Raw genomic sequence first — 18483 nt, forward strand, 5'->3', positions numbered from 1 at the left:
AAGGTCCATCGGCTTTGATTGGTCTTGTCGGTAAGAAACGCTGGGGCGGCACGCGTGGGCGCTAGGTTGGACGGAACATGTGAAAAAGCTGCTCGCGCCCGACGGTGAAATAGTCCGCCGGACCACCTGCCCGAAGCACAATTTCGGCGCCCGCAGTGTCAAACACCCCGTCTTTGAGCAAACGCTGCGCAATGTGCACAGCAACTACCTCACCCAACACGAGCCACGAAGGAACCTTCTCGCCACTGGCACCCTGCAATTGCAGTACTTGCGTACACCTGCACTCAAAGGTAACGGGGCTTTCCAAAACGCGCGGTACTGTAACGACCTGCGACGTTAACGGTGTGAGGCCGGCCAACTCAAACTCGTTGACCTCCGGACCCACTGCGGCACAGGTCTGGTTCATCGCCTCGGCCAAGGGACGCGTCACCAAGTTCCAAACAAACTCGCCAGTCTCTTCGATGTTGCGAACGGTATCTTTGTACCCAATGCTGGAAAACCCAATGATGGGCGGTGTGTAGTTGAAAGCATTGAAAAAACTGTAGGGGGCGAGGTTCAAATGGCCTGATGCATTGCGTGTCGAAATCCAGCCAATGGGCCTGGGCCCCACGATGGCGTTGAACGGGTCGTGTTTTAGCCCATGGCCTCGTTCGGGCACGTAGGAATGAGTGGATTCATGCATCTTTTCGTTCGCGCTCTTGTTAGCGGCATTTTGTGTCAATTCGCTCTGGTGGCCTGTAACTCTACGGCGCCAATAGCCTTTAGGCCCGTGGCAGTACCAACCGGTCAATTTCCATCTGCATGGCCTTGGCCAGCTTGGCGTAGAGCCGTAGCTTGCGGGCGTTGTCGCGCAGCCGCTCGGCCAGGCGGGCAGCAATGGCCAGCAGCAGTTTGGAGCCGATGCGGGGTTCTTCGTTAATCAAGGCCTCAAGGGCGTCGCGGGTGAGGATGGCGCACAGCGAATCTGCGCTGGTGGTGCAGGAGGCGGAGCGGGGCTCCCGGTCCACCAGCCCCACCTCGCCCACCAAGCTGCCGGGGCCCAGCACGCGGATGGTGACTGGCTCGGTGCGGCTCACGGTGACGCTTTCCACCACTACTTCGCCTTCGAGTAGCAGGGCCATAAAGCCTTCGTCGGCGGCGTCCCCTTCGCGGATGAAGGTGGTGTCGGTGGGAATGTAGCGCGGCGTCATGTAGCCCACCACCACACGGGCCTCGTCCAGGCTCAGGTGTATGAGCGCGCTGGGCGCGGTCAGCAGCTCGGCCGCGGTCTCAAATGCGCCGGTCGGTTGCGTGTCAGGTGAATGGTCGTCTGAGCTCATGAACAGTGTGCCCACGGTGAAGGCGGCGGAAATGCGACGGATAGGCGCCGCCGCAGGGATTAGGGGCGATGGTAAACCACCCCGGCAAGGCAGGACATAGGTTCTCCCGTAAAATGGGGGCATCCAAGGAGCGTTGCAGCGGAGCCATCAGTGCTACCGTCAGGCTTGGATGTCCCAACGACGCTCACCTGGCTGCTGTTTATACAGGTGAGTTGTATGTCCTCTTCCCCCGCTGATTCTGTTGCTGTTGCCCCCATGATGCTGTCCGGCCTGGAGCCAGTTACCGTAAACGCCCAGTCGCTGTTTGTCAATATTGGCGAGCGCACCAACGTCACCGGTTCCAAGGCCTTCGCCCGCATGATTTTGAATGGAGACTTCGACCAGGCACTATCCGTGGCGCGCCAGCAGGTGGAAAACGGCGCGCAAATCATCGATATCAACATGGACGAGGCCATGCTCGACAGCCAGGCTGCCATGGTGCGTTTTTTGAACCTGATCGCCTCTGAGCCCGATATCTCGAGTGTGCCGGTGATGATTGATTCTAGCAAATGGAGCGTCATTGAGGCCGGCCTGCGCTGCGTGCAGGGCAAAGGCATTGTCAACTCCATCAGCATGAAGGAAGGCGTTGAAGCCTTCAAGCAGCAGGCCAAGCTGGTGCGCCGCTACGGTGCCGCCGCCGTGGTGATGGCGTTTGACGAGCAGGGTCAGGCTGATACCTACCAGCGCAAGATCGAGATCTGCGAGCGTGCCTACCGCATCCTGGTGGACGAGGTGGACTTTCCGCCTGAAGACATCATCTTCGACCCCAACATCTTCGCCATTGCCACCGGCATCGAAGAGCACAACAACTACGCGGTGGACTTCATCAACGCCACGCGCTGGATCAAGCAAAACCTGCCCGGCGCCAAGGTGAGCGGGGGTGTGTCCAACGTGAGCTTTTCATTTCGGGGCAATGACCCGGTGCGCGAGGCCATTCACACTGTGTTTTTGTACCACGCCATTGCGGCGGGCATGGACATGGGCATCGTCAACGCCGGCATGGTGGGCGTTTATGACGACCTGGAGCCGGTGCTGCGGGAGCGGGTGGAAGACGTCGTGCTCAATCGCCGACCCGACGCCGGCGAGCGCCTGGTTGAGATTGCTGAGACCGCCAAGAGCGGCGCCAAGGACGAGAGCAAAAAGCTGGAATGGCGTGGCACGCCGGAGCACCCGGCAACGGTCGGCCAGCGCCTCTCGCACGCCATGGTGCATGGCATTACCGACTTCATCGTGCAAGACACCGAAGAAGCCTACCAGGCGGTGTTGGCCCAGGGTGGCCGCCCGCTGCATGTGATTGAAGGCCCTCTGATGGTTGGCATGAACATCGTGGGTGACCTGTTTGGTCAGGGCAAGATGTTCCTGCCCCAGGTGGTCAAGAGCGCGCGGGTGATGAAGTCTGCCGTGGCCCATTTGATTCCGTATATTGAAGAAGAAAAACGCCAGGACGAAGCGGCTGGGCGCGACGTCAAAACCAAGGGCAAGATCGTGATTGCCACCGTCAAAGGTGACGTGCACGACATCGGCAAGAACATTGTCACCGTGGTCTTGCAGTGCAACAACTTTGAAGTGATCAACATGGGCGTCATGGTGCCCTGCCACGAGATTCTGGCGCGCGCCAAGGTCGAAGGCGCGGACATCGTGGGCCTGTCAGGCCTGATCACCCCCAGCCTGGAAGAAATGCAGTACGTGGCCGGTGAGATGCAGAAGGACGACTACTTTCGCATCAAGAAAATCCCGCTGCTCATCGGTGGCGCAACCTGTAGCCGGGTGCACACCGCCGTGCGCATTGCTCCGCATTACGACGGCCCAGTTGCCTATGTGCCCGATGCCTCGCGCAGCGTGGGCGTGGCGCAAAGCCTGCTGGGCGACGGTGCTGCCAGTTTCCTCGCGGAACTGAGCGCCGACTACGCCAAGGTGCGCCACCAGCACGCCAACAAGAAGCAAACGCCGCTGTGGCCGCTGGCCAAAGCCCGGGCCAACAAGACGCCTGTGGAGTGGGCGGGCTACCAGCCACCGCAACCCAAATTCATTGGCCGGCGCGTGTTTAAAAACTTTGATCTGGGCGAGCTGGTGCCATTCATCGACTGGGGTCCGTTCTTTCAGACCTGGGACTTGGCCGGGCCGTACCCCGCCATTCTGAAAGACGCCGTGGTGGGCGAAGAAGCCACACGTGTTTTTGTCGACGGGCAGGCATTGCTCAAGAAAATAGTGGATGGCCGCTGGCTCACCGCCAATGGCGTGATAGCCCTGTACCCCGCCAACAGCGTGGACGATGATGACATTGCTTTTTACACCGACGAGACCCGCACCGAGCGGGCCCTGACCTGGTACGGCCTGCGCCAGCAGACCGAAAAGCAGGTGGTCGATGGAATCCAGATGCCCAGCCGCTGTCTGGCCGATTTTGTGGCGCCCAAGGGCCCGGACTATGCCGGCCTGTTTGCCGTGACCGCCGGCATTGGCGCCGACAAGCATGCCCAGGCCTTCGAGGCCGTGCACGACGACTACTCCGCCATCCTGCTCAAGTCCTTGGCTGACCGCCTGGCCGAGGCTTTTGCGGAACTGATGCACAAGAAGGTGCGAACCGACCTGTGGGGCTATGCGGTGCAAGAAGACCTGGGCCACGACGCGCTGATTGCCGAACAATACCGTGGCATTCGCCCTGCACCGGGCTACCCTGCCTGCCCGGACCACAGTGTCAAGAAAGAGATGTTTGCCCTGCTGCAGTGCGACGAAGTGGGCATGACCGTCACCGAGAGCCTGGCCATGACGCCGGCCTCCAGCGTCAGCGGCTTCTACATTGCCCACCCGGACAGTACCTATTTCAGCGTGGGCCGCGTGGGAGACGACCAGGTGCAGAACCTGGCTCAGCGACGCAATATGAATTTGCCCGACCTGAAGCGCCTGTTGGCACCGAATCTGTAACTAGAGGAAAACTGTACCTATGTCGAACGAACTGACCCCACCCGTATCCCCGACTCCAAACACCTCCAGCCGCTGGCTGTGGGCCGCTGTTGGCGCACTGGGTGCTGCCACGCTGGCCATGGGCGTGGCGCTGGTGCAAATGCGCTCCGCTCCCGTGGCGCCTGCCGCTCAGCCAGAAGCTGTGGTTGTCAGCCCTGCACCGGTCGCTAGCACCGCACAGCTTGCAACCAGCGAACCGGTTTTCGCTGTACCCAGCGTTTTGGAAGAAAAACCAGAACCAGCCCTCGTCAAACCTGCGCAGACAACTACTAAAAAGGTAGCAAAACGCGCACCCGCTGCACCCCCATCGCCAGTGGCCACGCCGGCACCAGAGTTGCCAATGGCGACCCAGACACCACCACCGCCTCCCGTTGCGGTGTGTGCCCATTGCGGCACGGTGGTGGCCGTTACGCCAGTTGAGCGTGAGGGCGCTGGCAGTGGTGCCGGTGCGGTCGCTGGCGCGGTATTGGGCGGTCTTCTGGGTAACCAGGTAGGCGGTGGCACTGGCAAAACCCTCGCTACGGTGGCCGGCGCAGTCGGCGGTGGTTTGGCTGGCAATAGCGTCGAAAAGAAGATGAAGAAAGTTACGGTTTACCTGGTGGACGTGCGCATGGACAATGGCGCTGGTGTGCGGGTCGAAACCCAATCCGTGGTGTCGGTAGGGCAGCATGTCAACATCCATGATGGCGTTCTGAGCCAGTAATGTGCTAACCGCCCGACGCCGGCAAGACGTTGGGCTACCGCGCACCCCACCGGGTGTTTTACAACCTACCCGTTCGACCTCCTACACTGCATGCCGTTGCACTTTGTACAGGAAGCTGTGGACTAAAATGTGCACTAGCCCTCGTGGAATATACGTATACAGCTATTTAATTTATAGCGATTCTTCGTTTTGTGGAAAACTTCTGGGCCATAGCCAACGCTCCAATTCCCAGGAGACTGAGGCACAGCAGCGCCGTCAGACCCAGGGTGTAGCCATTCTGCGGACTCCATAGCAAGCCCAGACCCAACGGAGCCGCTGCGCGGGCCAAAGCCAGCGGAATACCCAAAGCACCATTGAGCGTGGCGACATGCTCTCGGTTCACATATTCGGCAATGACAGTGCCATTGACGATGGTCAGCATGCCGTTGCCCATGCCCCATACCGCCACAAACGCCAAGACCAGGGCAAAGTGCGCCCCGGCGGTGGAGGGTGCTGCCAGCAAAGCCAGCAACCCCAAAGGAATCAAGCAAGGAATCAGGCGGTTGGTGAAGTGCAGGTCAAGGTGTCGTTCAAAAAAATACAGCAAAAGCCGTCCAAACACCTGGACAACCCCAATGCTGGCCGGAATGGCGATGACCCAGGCCTCGGCCAGGCCATGCTCGCGCAGCAGGCTCACCATGTGGGCAGGCAGGGCCACGGTCACAGACATCATCAGCACCACAAAAGCACCGATCAGCAGAAACGGCGTGCTGGTCAGGTGGTGCATTAACCCGGGCGTTTTTTCTGCCGCCGCCTTCGGCTGGATGGGAGCCGGGCGTGGTGCGCCACGCAGCACGATGGCGTGCAGGGGTGCACACACCAGCAGGTGCAGCATTGCGAGCGCCATCATGGCGTGGCGCCAGCCAAACTGCGCTATCAACCACGCCGTCAAAGGAATAAATACGGTACTGGCCAGGCCGCCCAAAAAGGTCATGGTGATGATGGCGCGACGAAAGTCGTGCGGAAAGCGTCGGGTGACTACGGCAAACACCGGTGCGTACAGCATGGCTGCCATGGCTAGGCCCAAGCCGACCCAAACGGCATACAGACCCACTACATGGGTCACCCAGCCATGGGCCAGCAGGCATAGGCCGGCCAGCACGGACCCGGCTGTCATGACGGCGCGCTCGTGCCCGCGATCAATCCAGCGCCCAACAGGGTAGGCCATCAGCCCCTCGGCCAGCAAAGCCAGGCTAAACGCGAGGGAAGACTGTGCACGGGTCAACCCCAGATCATGCTCCAACGGCCCCATGATCAGGGTGAAGGCATAAAACACGCTGCCCCAGCTGATGAGCTGGGCCAATGACAACCAGCCCACCAAGCGCGGGTTGTAAGCGGGTGTGCTGGCTTGTGGTGTCAGCTTTGGGTGCCTGTGTGCTTAGTCGGAAACTTGATCGGAAGGGTACTTCCACAGGTCGCGCAACAGGTAATTCATGGGGATGTTGAGCGAAGTGTTGTTTGGGGGAATGGGTTTGGTGAACCAGCGGTCGTAAATGGTATAGGCCTCGCGGGAACTGATCAGGCGCTTCATTTCCTCGTCGACTATGGCCTTGAGTTCGGGGTCGCTTTTGGACATGACGATGGACAGAGGCTCCAGCGTCAGGTACTTGCCAACCACCTTGAGCTTCGTTGGGTCGGGACGACTGGCGATCAGGCCGAGCAGCAGCACGTCATCCATGGCAAAGGCATCGGCCTGCCCTTTTTCGATCATCTCGGCGGCCTGCTTGTGGTCGTTGACCTTCATGATGTTGATGCGCATCAGCCGCTCGGTGTTGGCACGGGTGACAGCTGCCAGCGAAGGCGTGCCAAAAGACGACAGCAGCGTCAGCCCCTCCATACCCCGCAGGTCGGTAATTTTGCTGTCAGAACGCACCATGAAACGGGTGCCGGTTATGTAATGGGGGATGGTGAAGGCCACTTTTTCACGGCGTTCGGCATTGTTGCCCGTGGAGCCACATTCCAGGTCAGCCTTGTTTTGCTCGATGGCCTTGATCTGGTTGAACTCGGTGACCGGCAGGTACGCAATGGTTAATGTTTTGAGCGCCAGGTTCTTGCGGATCGCCTCAGTTACCTTGAGGCACAGGTCTATGGTGTAGCCAATGGCGTGTTTGTCAGCGTCCAGGTAGGCAAACGGGATGGCTGTACTGCGGTGCGCAAGCGTGATCTTGCCACTCTGGCGTATGCGTTCCAGCACGGGCCCGGCATTGGCGGACCACGAGGTGGCAACCAAGGTCAGGGCGGTCAGGATAGTTGCATTCAGTGTGCGCAGGGCGGTGGCGTGGCGAAACAGCATAGTTGGACACTCTGGTTGTGCGACGGAAGCATGGATTGTCCCGCCAAAAAAGGTATGGCGCATTGTGTGCTAGATACCCAGTTAGCGCAGAATCATATCGGAGTACGCGATGGTCCTAGGGGGACACTGTGCGGCGGTACTGCATGGCCTCGGCCACGTGGCCGATTTGCGTGTGCTGCGAACCAGCCAGATCGGCTATGGTACGCGCCACTTTGAGTGTGCGGTGCGTGCCGCGCGCCGACCAGCCCAGGCGCGCTGCGGCCATGTGCAAAAACTGCAGTGCATCCGCTGCCAGCAGGGCGTGCTGGTCAATGGCCTGGCCTTGTAGGGCCATATTGCTGCTACCCTGACGATCCATGGCCCGCTGGCGAGCCGCCACGCAACGCTGGCGAATACTGGTGCTGGATTCACCCAACTGTGCCCCCAGCAAATCGGAGTGGGGCACCTGGGGTACGTCCACGTGCAGATCGATGCGGTCCATCAGCGGCCCACTCAATTTGGATTGGTAGCGGCGGATCTGATCGGGCGTGCAACGGCAGCGGTGGCTTGCACTGCCCAGGTAACCGCAGGGGCAGGGGTTCATGGCACCCACCAATTGAAAGCGCGCCGGAAATTCGCAGCGCTGCGCCGCCCGCGAGATGGTGATGGCGCCAGTCTCCAGGGGCTCACGCAGCGCCTCCAGTGCTGTGCGCTGAAATTCTGGCATTTCGTCCAGAAACAGGACGCCGTGGTGGGCAAGGGATACTTCGCCGGGACGCGGTGGTGATCCGCCGCCTACCAGAGCCACGGCGCTGGCCGAGTGGTGGGGCGAGCAGGTGGGCCGTTGACCCCAGTTTTCAATCGCAAAGCGTCCGCGCAGGCTGCTGATGGCGGCGCTTTGCAGCGCCTCTTCACATGACATGGGCGGCAGCAGTCCGGCAAAACGTTGCGCCAACATGGACTTGCCAGAACCCGGTGGCCCCACCATGAGCAGACTGTGGCCTCCAGCGGCAGCAATTTCCAGGGCGCGCTTGGCACCGGCCTGACCTTTGACGTCGGCCATATCGGGGCCGGTACGATGCGGGGTGTGCAGAACCGCCTCCACACGGCACCAGCCGTCATCGGGCACGGGCTCCGTGTCGTCCTGGGCCGCTGCAGTGCTGCCAGGCGGGACAAACTGGCGAACCACGTCCAGCAGGTGGCGGGCCCGGTACACCTGAGAGCCAGGTACCAGCGCCGCCTCTTCGGCATTGCCGGGTGGCAATACCAACTTGGGAACTGCAGTGGTGCTGTGCAAGGCCAACGCCATGGCCAATGCGCCCCGCACAGGCTGCAACGCTCCGGTTAGCGACAGCTCGCCGGCAAACTCATAGTCTGCCAAACGGCTGCCGTCAATCTGCCCACTGGCGGCCAGAATGCCCAATGCAATGGGAAGGTCGAGTCGGCCGGAGTCTTTGGGCAGGTCAGCCGGCGCCAGATTGACGGTGATACGTTGGTTGTGCGGAAATTGCAAGCCAGCATTTTGAATGGCGCAGCGAACCCGCTCGCGGGCTTCCTTGACCTCCACATCGGCCAGCCCAACCAGGGTAAAGCTGGGTAGCCCATTGGCCAGATGCACTTCCACGGTGACCCGTGCGGCCTCCAGGCCCCGCAAAGCACGGCTTTGCACCAAAGACAAGCCCATAGCCCATGCTCCCAAAAAGTGCGCACTGTCCAGACCTTTGCGCCCAGGTTATGCACTAGACTAGTGCAAACTGTAAATATATACAGTCATGATAGCGATATCTGTACGCCAACGTCAACGGTCAAGCGCGATACAGACCTTGAATGGCATGTGGCATGCATCGTGCTAAGTGGGACTATCCCCTTAACCGATCGGAGCCTTCAATGCCAACCAAGTCCAAGACCCTTCTCGCCCTCGCCTGTGCACTGGCCAGTACGGCCGCTCTGGCACAAACGGCTGCCCCGGCTGCTGAGCCGCAGTCCACCCTGAGCTTCAACGTAGGCGTTGTGAGCGACTACCGCTTTCGCAGCGTGGCACAGACGTCGTTCAAGCCCGCGCTCCAGTTGGGGGCTGACTACGCCCACAAGAGTGGTGCCTACGTTGGCATCTGGGGTTCCAACATCAATTGGATCAAGGACTATGTGGGTGCCACCGATGGTTCCACCGAAGTCGATCTGTACGGCGGCTTCAAGGGTGAAATCGCCAAAGATTTAACCTTTGACGTGGGCGTGATCACCTACCAATACCCCGGCAACACAGCCGACAAGGTGCTGGTCAACGCCAACACCACAGAAGTCTATGGTGCACTGACCTTCGGCATCGTCACCGCCAAGTACAGCCAGGCCACCAGCAACTTCATTGCCAACCCCGACAGCAAGGGTGCGAACTACCTTGAACTGGCTGCCGCATTGGATCTGGGCAATGGCTTCACGCTGACTCCGCACGTGGGCCGCCAGAGCATTCCCAACCAGGCTGGCAATGCAGGGGATTACACCGATTGGTCGCTGACGCTGACCAAGGACTTCGGTACCGGCCTGACGGCCTCCATAGCAGCCATGACCACTGACGCCAAGGACGCGTTCTACAAGGTCGGAGGCTTTGACAACCTGGGCAAGAACGCACTGACCGTCGGCGTCAAGTACACGTTCTGATGGCGTCGATCAACACACAAGGAAGCACCATGAAACTCGTAACGGCAATCATCAAACCATTCAAGCTCGACGAGGTGCGCGAAGCCCTGTCCGGCATGGGCGTGCAGGGCATCACCGTCACCGAAGTCAAAGGCTTTGGGCGTCAAAAAGGGCACACCGAGCTGTACCGTGGCGCGGAGTACGTGGTCGACTTTTTGCCCAAGGTCAAGATAGAAGCGGCGGTCGACGACGCGCTGGTGGAACGCGTGATTGAGGCCATCGAAGGCGCCGCTCGCACCGGCAAGATCGGCGACGGCAAGATTTTTGTGTACGACCTGGAACAGGTCGTGCGCATCCGCACCGGCGAGACCGGCAACGACGCCCTGTGATTGGAAAACACCATGAAAAAATTATTCATTTCCCTTGCGCTGGGTTGGAGTCTGTTAACCGCGGGTTCTGTCGCGCTGGCGCAGACTGTGGCACCCGCGCTAACACTGGTCCCCAACAAGGGTGACACCGCCTGGATGATGGTCTCCACCATGCTGGTCATCTTGATGACTGTGCCGGGCCTGGCGCTGTTCTACGGTGGTTTGGTGCGCAGCAAGAACATGCTGTCTGTGCTGATGCAGGTCATGGTCACGTTCTCGATGATTGTGGTGCTGTGGTTCATCTACGGCTACAGCCTGGCGTTTACCGAGGGCAACCCGTTCATCGGCGGGTTTGACCGGTTGCTCATGAAGGGCATCTGGGACAACGCTGCGGGTACTTTTGCCAATGCCGCCACATTCAGCAAGGGCGTTGTGATCCCTGAGATCGTGTTTGCCGCATTCCAGGCCACGTTTGCCGGCATCACTTGCGCGCTGATCGTCGGATCATTCGCTGAACGCATCAAGTTCGCTGCCGTGTTGGCCTTCATGGTGCTGTGGTTCACCTTCAGCTACTTGCCTATGGCGCACATGGTCTGGTTCTGGGCCGGCCCTGACGCTTACATCAGCAAGGAAGTGGTCGACAAGGTTAATGCCACGGCTGGCATGCTGTGGCAGTGGGGTGCGATGGACTTCGCAGGCGGTACGGTGGTGCACATCAACGCTGCGGTCGCCGGTTTGGTCGGTGCCTTCTTTATCGGCAAGCGTATTGGCTACGGCAAGGAAGCCATGGCACCCCACAGCCTGACATTGACTATGGTGGGTGCTGCCTTGCTGTGGGTCGGCTGGTTCGGCTTTAACGCGGGCTCCGCATTGGAAGCCAATGGCTTTGCCGCCCTGGCCTTCATCAACACCCTGGGTGCAACGGCAGCGGCCGTGCTGACCTGGTCTATCGGTGAAGCCATGCACAAGGGCAAAGCCTCCATGTTGGGTGCTGCGTCTGGCGCAGTGGCAGGTTTGGTGGCCATCACGCCGGCAGCCGGCAACGTCGGCATCGGCGGTGGTCTGGCGATCGGCCTGATCGCTGGTTTTGCCGGTCTGTGGGGTGTGACCGGCCTGAAGAAGATGCTGGGCGCTGACGACTCGCTGGACGTGTTCGGCGTGCACGGTGTCTGCGGCATTCTGGGTGCCCTGTTGACCGGTGTCTTCGCATCACCCTCCTTGGGAGGCCCGAGCGCCATGGGCGACTGGGTGACGGCAACCATGGTCACACCGGCTGACTACTCCATTGCCGCGCAAGTGTGGATCCAGGCCAAGGCCGTAGGTGTGACTGTGCTGTGGTCGGGCATCGTATCGGTTGTTGCCTACTTCATCGTCGACAAGACCATCGGTCTGCGCGTCAGCGAAGAAGACGAGCGCGAAGGCCTGGACATCACCTCGCACGGAGAAACGGCTTACAGCCGCTAGGCACGCTGCGCAAAACCCCGGACGAACGTGTGTTCCTCCGGGGTTTTTGTGCTGGTTCGGTGCACAATTTGGCATTGAGTCACATTGTGAAAGCGTCCGCCATGCTCCCTCAAACCAACCCGTTTCCTGGCGATGGTCCAGCCGTTGATCCGTCGCAGACGCACACATTGCAATGGCAAACCCTCAACCCGTTGACGTACCAGCTGGGGGAGTCACCCTTTTGGCACCCGTTGGAGCAGTTGCTGTATTGGGTCGATATTGCGGCAAAGACCATCTTGCGCGCCAATGTCTATATGGGCACGGTGGAGACTTGGGAGATGCCCAGCGAGCCTGGATGTCTGGCACCGGCGGCCCTCGGTGGGTTGGTCATTGCGCTGCGCAATGGTATTTTTCGTGCGCGCGAATGGCGTGGTGGGCTCGACCCAGTCACCACGTTGCCGTACGACACAGGTAGCGTGCGCGCCAACGACGGCAAGTGCGACCAGCGTGGGCGCTTTTGGGTGGGTACGCTGGACGAAACCAAGACCGCGCATGCTGCCGCCCTGTACTCTGTCGATGCGCGCAGTGGCCGCGTGCCACAGGTGCAGCGTCATGTGGGGGATGCCCTGACAGGCAACGGTTTGGCGTGGAGCCCGGACGAACGCACGGCCTACTGGACAGATACCGCCAGTCACGCCATCCGCGCCTGGGACTGCGACCTGCAAACCAATACCCTGACCGCACCGCGCACGTTCCAACAATTTGCACCCAAACCCGCCGGGTGGACATGGTCACCTGCATCAGCGTCCAATGCAGTGCCGTACGGAGGCCGCCCTGACGGCGCTGCCGTGGACGTGCAAGGCCACTACTGGGTGGCGCTATACGAAGGGCAGCGCCTGTGTCGCTTTGCGCCTGATGGCCGTCTGGTAGCACAGTACCCGACCCCCGCCGTATGCCCGACCATGCCCTGCTTTGGTGGCGAAGACTTGAAAACCTTGTACCTCACATCCGCCCGTCGTGGGCGCAGCGCAGACGAACTCGCGGCGTTTCCGGATTCGGGCTGTGTCTTTTCCACCCGTGTTGATGTACCGGGCCTGGCGGTCAATATGTACCAAGATTGAATTTCGGTGCTCCATGGGAACAAATTTTTGGTGCCTGTGGTTTCAAAAAATTCACGCTAAGCCGGCAATGCCGCCGCTACCATGGCGGGCATGCAAACCATGGATTCGGCCCTGCGCCATATTACTGACCACATCCGCGCCGCTTCGTCGAATGGCACTGCCTTACGCATCTGCGGTGGCGGCAGCAAGGATTTTTATGGCAACCACCTCGAGGGCGAGTTGCTGGACACCCGCGGACTATCGGGCATTCTGAGCTACGAGCCCACGGAACTGGTGGTCACCGTGGGTGCCGGCACTCCGTTAGCCGAACTGGAAGCCCTGCTGGCCGAGCATGGTCAATGCCTGGCGTTTGAGCCGCCGCACTTTGCCTGGTCATCCTCCGCCACGGCCACCCACGCCGAGCCCTTGGGCGAGCGGGCTCCATCTTGTGGCACCGCCGACGGGAGCAAAGCGACCATCGGTGGCATGGTTGCTGCGGGTCTGAGTGGTCCAGCCCGCGCCAGTGCCGGTGCGGTGCGTGAATACGTGCTGGGCCTGCATCTGGTCAACGGCCTGGGGGAGGAATTGGTCTTTGGTGGCCAGGTCATGAAAAACGTGGCTGGCTACGATGTCTCCCGCATGATGGTGGGCAGCATGGGTACGCTGGGGCTGATCACCGAGGTCTCGCTCAAGGTGCTGCCGGTGGCCCCCGCCGAGGCCACTCTGGTGTTTGCCATGGACCAGGCCAGTGCTCTGGAATGCCTGCACCGCTGGGGCGGCCAGCCCCTGCCGCTCAATGCCAGCTGCTGGGTGCACGACGACACGGCTGGCGAAACCACAGGATATACGGGCCAGGACCTGCTGTTTGTGCGGCTGCGCGGTGCCGTGGCGGCGGTGGAGGCGGCCTGCCAGAAGATGCTGGCCGAACAGACGGGCCAGCGCATGGACAACGCCCAAGCCCAAGGCGACTGGGAACTGTGCCGCAACCAGCAACTGCCTTTTTTTGCCCGCCCGGCTGACCCATGCCTAGCGCTGTGGCGCCTGAGCGTGCCGCAGACCACCCCGGTGCTGGACCTGCCTGCCAGCCCGTTGGTGGAGTGGCACGGCGGCCTGCGTTGGCTGTGGGCGCCGCTGCACGCTGCCGCCGCGCTACAGGCGCAGGCCCACGCTCATGGTGGAAATGCTACTCTTTTTGTAGTGCCTTACGTAGATTCGACGAGGGCTAGAGGCTCATTTCTCTTGAATAATTCGGCGCAGATGGCCATTCAGCAGCGCCTCAAGCAGAGCATGGACCCCCACGGCATCTTCAATCCCCACCGGCTGTTTGACGCCTGGTAACCCTATGCAAACCACGCTGGCCCCCGAGTACCAGAACACCCCTGACGGCCAGGCCGCCGAGGCCATCCTGCGCAAGTGCGTGCACTGCGGCTTCTGCACTGCCACCTGCCCTACCTACCAGTTGCTAGGCGATGAGCTGGACGGCCCGCGTGGCCGCATCTACCTGATGAAGCAGGTGCTGGAAGGCCACACGCCCACCCGCAAAACCCAGTTGCATTTGGACCGCTGCCTGACCTGCCGCAATTGCGAGACCACATGCCCCAGTGGTGTGGACTACGGCCACCTGCTGGACATTGGCCGCAAGTTGGTGGACGCCAAGGTGCCGCGCCCGATGGGGGAGCGCGCCGTGCGCTGGGCATTGAAGGAGGGCATCCCTTCACCCCTGTTCGGCCCAGCCATGGCGTTGGGCCAGCTGGTGCGCCCGTTGATGCCTGCTGCACTGAAGAACAAGGTGCCCGCCAAGCAGGATGCTGGCACGTGGCCCACACGCAGCCACACGCGCAAGGTTCTGATGCTGGCCGGCTGCGCCCAGCCCGCCATGGCCCCCAACATCAACGCATCCACCGCCAGGGTGCTGGATGCGGTGGGCATCCAGACCATCGTGGCACCCGATGCGGGCTGCTGCGGCGCTGTCAAATTCCACCTGAACGACCAGGACGGCGGCAAAGCCGAGATGCGCGCCAATATTGGCGCCTGGTGGCCCCAGGTGCAACAGGGGGTAGAGGCGATTGTGATGAATGCCTCGGGTTGTGGTGTCACGGTCAAGGAGTACGGCTATATCCTGCAAGACGACCCGGCCTATGCCGAAAAGGCGGCCCGCATCAGTGGGTTGACCCGGGACTTGAGCGAGTTGTTGCCGGTGATCGTGCAGTCCTTGCAGGCTGCCCGTCCGGCGCTGGCAGAACGCATCCGCACCCAGGCACCCAAGCTGGCCTTTCACCCGCCGTGCACGTTGCAGCACGGCCAAAAGCTCAAGGGCGGGGTCGAGCAACACCTGGGTGCATTGGGCTTCGACATCCGCACCCCCCTGAATGAAAGCCATCTGTGCTGCGGCTCGGCTGGCACCTACAGCGTGCTCAACCCTGCGCTGGCCTACCAGTTGCGCGATCGCAAATTGGGTCACCTGAACGAACTGCAGCAAGAGGTGATCGTGTCGGCCAATATCGGCTGTATCACCCACCTGCAAAGCGGCACGGCAACAAAGGTGCGCCACTGGGTGGAAGTGCTGGACGAGGCGTTGGCGTCACTGTCCTGAAGCTACTGGTTGCAGAGTGGTCGAGGTTGGTAGGCGGCCATGAAAGCGTCAAAGTCTGCCGCCCGCATGGGCCGGGCGTACAGGTAGCCCTGTACAAAGTCGCAGCCAACTGTGGCCAGCAAGTCTCGCTGCTCGGCGGTTTCTACGCCCTCTGCAATCACCTGGATGCCCAAGGCGTGCGCCATCACGATGATGGCCTTGCATAACGCCAGTTCGGTGGACTCGGCAATCAAATGGCACACAAAAGACTGGTCGATCTTGATGAAGTCGATGTCGAACTTCTGCAGATACGACAAGGACGAATACCCTGTACCAAAATCATCCAGCGACACGCGGATGCCCGCATCACGCAGCGCCAGCAGGGTGTCAACCACCTGCCTGCTGGTGTTGAGCAGCAGGCCCTCGGTGATCTCCACCGCAATGCTGTCGCCGGGCAGGCCCTGCGCCGTCAGTTGCGCCGACCAGGGTGTGCGGCCAGCGCCGTCGTGGTGGAATTGCACCGGAGACTTGTTCACGCTGATCTGAAAATGGGGTGCCAGATCTTGCCGCCAGGCCCGCACCTGCAGGGCGGCTTGCTGAAACACCCATTCGCCAATCTCGACAATCAGACCACTGGATTCGGCAATGGGGATGAAGGTTGTCGGACTGACCAGACCCCGGGTGGGATGGTTCCAGCGGATCATGGCCTCGGCCTTGTGGATGGCGCCGGTGGCCAGTTCGATAATGGGTTGGTAGACCACATGAAATTGGTGGTTTTGCAAGGCGGTTCGCAAGTCGCCGGCCAGGCGCACCCGGGTCTGTGCGGCCTCCTGCAACGCCGGCGTAAAGAAACTGAAGCGGTTGCGCCCGGCGCCTTTGGCCACGTACAGGGCCTGGTCGGCGCTTTTCAGCAGGTTCTCGATGTGGTCGGCGTCCGATGGATAGAGAGCGATGCCGATGCTGGCCGAAACAAACACCTGTTCCGTGCCAAGTTGGTAGACCTGGCTCAGCGTTTGCAAAATCTTTTGCAGGATGCCTTCCAGGTGGAACCTGTCAGTAAGTTCGGCCAGGATAACGGTGTACTCGTCACCGCCCATCCGTGCCACGGTGTCCGACTCCCGCACGCAGGCCTGGATGCGCCGCCCGGCCTCCACCAACAGCAGGTCGCCCTGGTCATGGCCCAGGGTATCGTTAACCTCCTTGAAGTGGTCCAGATCAATGAAAATCAGGGCCAGTTGCTGCTGGTCCCGGTTGCATTGCTTGATCTCCTGCTCCAGCCGGTCACGCAGCATGCGCCGGTTGGGCAGACCGGTCAGGGAGTCGTAAAACGCCTGCTGGCGGATCAGTGCCTCGGATTCTTTGCGGTGGGTGATGTCGGTAAAGGTGCCGATCATGCGCAACGGCAGGCCTTTGGCGTCGCGGCTGATGACCATGCCCCGGCTGAGTACCCACTTCCAGCTGCCATCCTTGCAGCGAATACGCCGCTCAATGGTGTAGCTCGGCGTACGGCGTTCAAAGTGGTCGGCGCGTGCGCGTTGCAGTGCATCCATGTCGTCCGGGTGGGTACGGCTGTCGAACTCCTCGGACAGGTTTTCCAGGTCTGTGCCGTCGTAGCCGCACATCTGCAGCAAACGTGGAGAAAAGAACTCCTTGCCCGTCTGAATGTACCAATCCCACACGCCGTCGCCGGTGCTGTCCAGGGCCAGTTTCCAGCGCTCCTCGCTTTCGCGAATAGCGGCCTCGGCCTGTTTGCGTTCGGTGATGTCCTGCAGTACCGAAGTGCGTCTTTGGGGCTTGCCCTCGTTCCAGGTGGTCCTTCCCTTAATGCGGACCCAGATGGGGCGGCCTTGACCGGTGATCATCTCCAGTTCCATATCATGTTCAGTCATTTCCCCGTCGGCCTGGGTCGGCGGGATCAGCTGGATCATTTCCTGGGACCGGGGCGTAAAAAAACGTCGGGTCGAGGCCAGGTCACCTGGCGTGTAGTCCTCGGGGGTGACTTCCAGGATGCGGTAGACACCATCTGTCCAGTACACCGTGTTGTTGACAAAGTCGCGCTCCCAGGCGCCCACGCCTGCCACGGTCTGGGTGGCGTCCAGCAAGGTATTGAGGCGTTGGCGTGCGGCTTCCGACTGCACGTAATCGGTGACATCAGCAAAAGTGCGCACCAAGCCGCCCGAGGGCAGGTTCTGGGTGCGCACTTCCAGGGTCCGCCCTTGGGGGGTGTCGCGCAGGTAATGACTGGGGTAGTTGTTTGTCGCCCATTGGGTGGATTGCGTCAGATGCTGGCGGGCTTCCGGGGCCACCAGGTGTGCATCGGTCCCAAAGTCGCCCCGCTCCCGCAGAAAGTGGATTATGTCTTCCATCAGGGGGTGCTGCGCGAGCATGCTCATCGGCAGGTCCAGCAGCTCGCAGGCGCGCTGGTTGAACTGGCGTACGCGCCCATCTGCATCCACCAGCACGATGCCCTGGCTGATACTGCTGAGTGTCGTTTGCAGCAGCTGGGTGTTTTGCTGCAATTGGGTGTTGAGGGCTCGCAAATCGCTTTCGGCTCGTTTGCGTTCGGTGATATCGGTGTGGGTGCCAATCATGCGCAGGGGCGCGCCGTTGGCGTCCCGCTCGACCACCGTGCCCCGCGCCAAAATCCACTTCCAACTGCCATCTTTGCAGCGTATACGGATGTCCTGGGCATAGGTTGGGACCAGCCCTGCCATGTAGTTGCGTGCGTCAGTCTGGACGCGTGGCAGATCGTCCGGATGCACACGGTCCACAAAGTCCCGATAGCCTTGTGTCAATTCGCCGGCCTGGTAGCCCAGCATTTCTTCCCAGCGCGCGGAATGTGTTTGCGCATTGGTGACCAAATTCCAGTCCCACACCCCTACTCCGGTGCCTTCCAGCGCCTGCTTCCACGGGTTTTCTTCGTCAGTGGGTGATGTCAGTGCGTCGTTCACGGTTTGGAGTATCCCATGTGCTTCCTGCCACAGCCACAATGGTTACGACCAAGTTCAGTGGCGGTTGTGCACCCACCGATAG

14 protein-coding genes and 1 riboswitch are annotated in these 18483 nt (G+C 60.9%); of the genes, 8 read left to right on the forward strand and 6 right to left on the reverse strand.

The features are described from left to right. Positions 1 to 61: 61 nt before the first annotated feature. Both IPI80_RS17010 and IPI80_RS17015 read right to left on the reverse strand, forming a co-directional pair. On the reverse strand, positions 62 to 682 hold the full coding sequence (locus tag IPI80_RS17010) for a flavin reductase family protein (RefSeq protein ID WP_413862226.1): 621 nt from the start codon (positions 680 to 682) through the stop codon (positions 62 to 64). A gap of 79 nt (positions 683 to 761) precedes the next feature. Beyond that, positions 762 to 1334 carry a cyclic nucleotide-binding domain-containing protein gene (locus IPI80_RS17015; protein ID WP_413862228.1) on the reverse strand — a complete coding sequence of 191 codons (573 nt, stop codon included), beginning with the start codon at positions 1332 to 1334 and terminating at the stop codon, positions 762 to 764. 104 nt (positions 1335 to 1438) lie between these two features. Continuing rightward, positions 1439 to 1512, forward strand: a riboswitch (S-adenosyl-L-homocysteine riboswitch). A gap of 23 nt (positions 1513 to 1535) precedes the next feature. Here IPI80_RS17015 and metH point away from each other — a divergent pair. Beyond that, a complete protein-coding gene (gene metH / locus IPI80_RS17020) occupies positions 1536 to 4280 on the forward strand; it encodes a methionine synthase (protein ID WP_413862230.1) in 2745 nt (914 codons plus the stop codon). A gap of 19 nt (positions 4281 to 4299) precedes the next feature. Next, a complete protein-coding gene (locus IPI80_RS17025; protein WP_413862232.1) occupies positions 4300 to 5022 on the forward strand; it encodes a glycine zipper 2TM domain-containing protein in 723 nt (240 codons plus the stop codon). A 166-nt stretch (positions 5023 to 5188) separates the two neighbouring features. On the opposite strand, the gene IPI80_RS17030 is transcribed toward IPI80_RS17025, so the two are convergent. From IPI80_RS17030 to IPI80_RS17040, 3 genes are all read right to left on the reverse strand, one after another. Continuing rightward, positions 5189 to 6379 carry an MFS transporter gene (locus tag IPI80_RS17030; protein WP_413862619.1) on the reverse strand — a complete coding sequence of 397 codons (1191 nt, stop codon included), beginning with the start codon at positions 6377 to 6379 and terminating at the stop codon, positions 5189 to 5191. A 60-nt stretch (positions 6380 to 6439) separates the two neighbouring features. Next, entirely contained in the window at positions 6440 to 7354 is a 915-nt protein-coding gene (locus tag IPI80_RS17035) for an amino acid ABC transporter substrate-binding protein (protein ID WP_413862234.1), read from the reverse strand. Between the two features lie 115 nt (positions 7355 to 7469). Further along, positions 7470 to 9017, reverse strand: a complete 1548-nt coding sequence (locus tag IPI80_RS17040) for a YifB family Mg chelatase-like AAA ATPase (RefSeq protein WP_413862236.1) — start codon at positions 9015 to 9017, stop codon at positions 7470 to 7472. 203 nt (positions 9018 to 9220) lie between these two features. Between IPI80_RS17040 and IPI80_RS17045 the strand changes: the two genes are divergently transcribed. The 6 genes from IPI80_RS17045 to glcF all read left to right on the forward strand — a co-directional run bounded on the left by IPI80_RS17045 (position 9221) and on the right by glcF (position 15471). Next, positions 9221 to 9988: a TorF family putative porin gene (locus tag IPI80_RS17045; RefSeq protein ID WP_413862238.1), complete on the forward strand. Its 768-nt coding sequence runs from the start codon at positions 9221 to 9223 to the stop codon at positions 9986 to 9988. Positions 9989 to 10017: 29 nt separating this feature from the next. After that, on the forward strand, positions 10018 to 10356 hold the full coding sequence (gene glnK, locus IPI80_RS17050; protein ID WP_413862240.1) for a P-II family nitrogen regulator: 339 nt from the start codon (positions 10018 to 10020) through the stop codon (positions 10354 to 10356). Positions 10357 to 10368: 12 nt separating this feature from the next. Then, a complete protein-coding gene (gene amt / locus IPI80_RS17055; RefSeq protein WP_413862242.1) occupies positions 10369 to 11799 on the forward strand; it encodes an ammonium transporter in 1431 nt (476 codons plus the stop codon). Between the two features lie 101 nt (positions 11800 to 11900). Next, positions 11901 to 12899, forward strand: coding sequence for an SMP-30/gluconolactonase/LRE family protein (locus IPI80_RS17060; protein ID WP_413862244.1), 999 nt, complete (start codon positions 11901 to 11903; stop codon positions 12897 to 12899). A gap of 90 nt (positions 12900 to 12989) precedes the next feature. Further along, a complete protein-coding gene (glcE, locus tag IPI80_RS17065) occupies positions 12990 to 14216 on the forward strand; it encodes a glycolate oxidase subunit GlcE (RefSeq protein ID WP_413862620.1) in 1227 nt (408 codons plus the stop codon). Between the two features lie 4 nt (positions 14217 to 14220). After that, complete coding sequence (glcF, locus tag IPI80_RS17070; RefSeq protein ID WP_413862246.1) at positions 14221 to 15471, forward strand: glycolate oxidase subunit GlcF; 1251 nt, start codon at positions 14221 to 14223, stop codon at positions 15469 to 15471. 2 nt (positions 15472 to 15473) lie between these two features. On the opposite strand, the gene IPI80_RS17075 is transcribed toward glcF, so the two are convergent. Then, positions 15474 to 18401, reverse strand: coding sequence for an EAL domain-containing protein (locus IPI80_RS17075; protein WP_413862248.1), 2928 nt, complete (start codon positions 18399 to 18401; stop codon positions 15474 to 15476). Between the last annotated feature and the right edge of the window lie 82 nt (positions 18402 to 18483).

Source organism: Candidatus Aalborgicola defluviihabitans (assembly GCF_016705985.1).
Lineage (GTDB): Bacteria > Pseudomonadota > Gammaproteobacteria > Burkholderiales > Burkholderiaceae_C > Allorhodoferax > Allorhodoferax defluviihabitans.

Coding starts and splice junctions, on each gene's coding strand:
- IPI80_RS17010 (WP_413862226.1), bottom strand. CDS start 682: ATGCATGAATCCACTCATTCCTACGTGCCCGAACGAGGCCATGGGCTA.
- metH (WP_413862230.1), top strand. CDS start 1,536: ATGTCCTCTTCCCCCGCTGATTCTGTTGCTGTTGCCCCCATGATGCTG.
- IPI80_RS17025 (WP_413862232.1), top strand. CDS start 4,300: ATGTCGAACGAACTGACCCCACCCGTATCCCCGACTCCAAACACCTCC.
- IPI80_RS17035 (WP_413862234.1), bottom strand. CDS start 7,354: ATGCTGTTTCGCCACGCCACCGCCCTGCGCACACTGAATGCAACTATC.
- IPI80_RS17040 (WP_413862236.1), bottom strand. CDS start 9,017: ATGGGCTTGTCTTTGGTGCAAAGCCGTGCTTTGCGGGGCCTGGAGGCC.
- IPI80_RS17045 (WP_413862238.1), top strand. CDS start 9,221: ATGCCAACCAAGTCCAAGACCCTTCTCGCCCTCGCCTGTGCACTGGCC.
- glnK (WP_413862240.1), top strand. CDS start 10,018: ATGAAACTCGTAACGGCAATCATCAAACCATTCAAGCTCGACGAGGTG.
- amt (WP_413862242.1), top strand. CDS start 10,369: ATGAAAAAATTATTCATTTCCCTTGCGCTGGGTTGGAGTCTGTTAACC.
- IPI80_RS17060 (WP_413862244.1), top strand. CDS start 11,901: ATGCTCCCTCAAACCAACCCGTTTCCTGGCGATGGTCCAGCCGTTGAT.
- glcE (WP_413862620.1), top strand. CDS start 12,990: ATGCAAACCATGGATTCGGCCCTGCGCCATATTACTGACCACATCCGC.
- glcF (WP_413862246.1), top strand. CDS start 14,221: ATGCAAACCACGCTGGCCCCCGAGTACCAGAACACCCCTGACGGCCAG.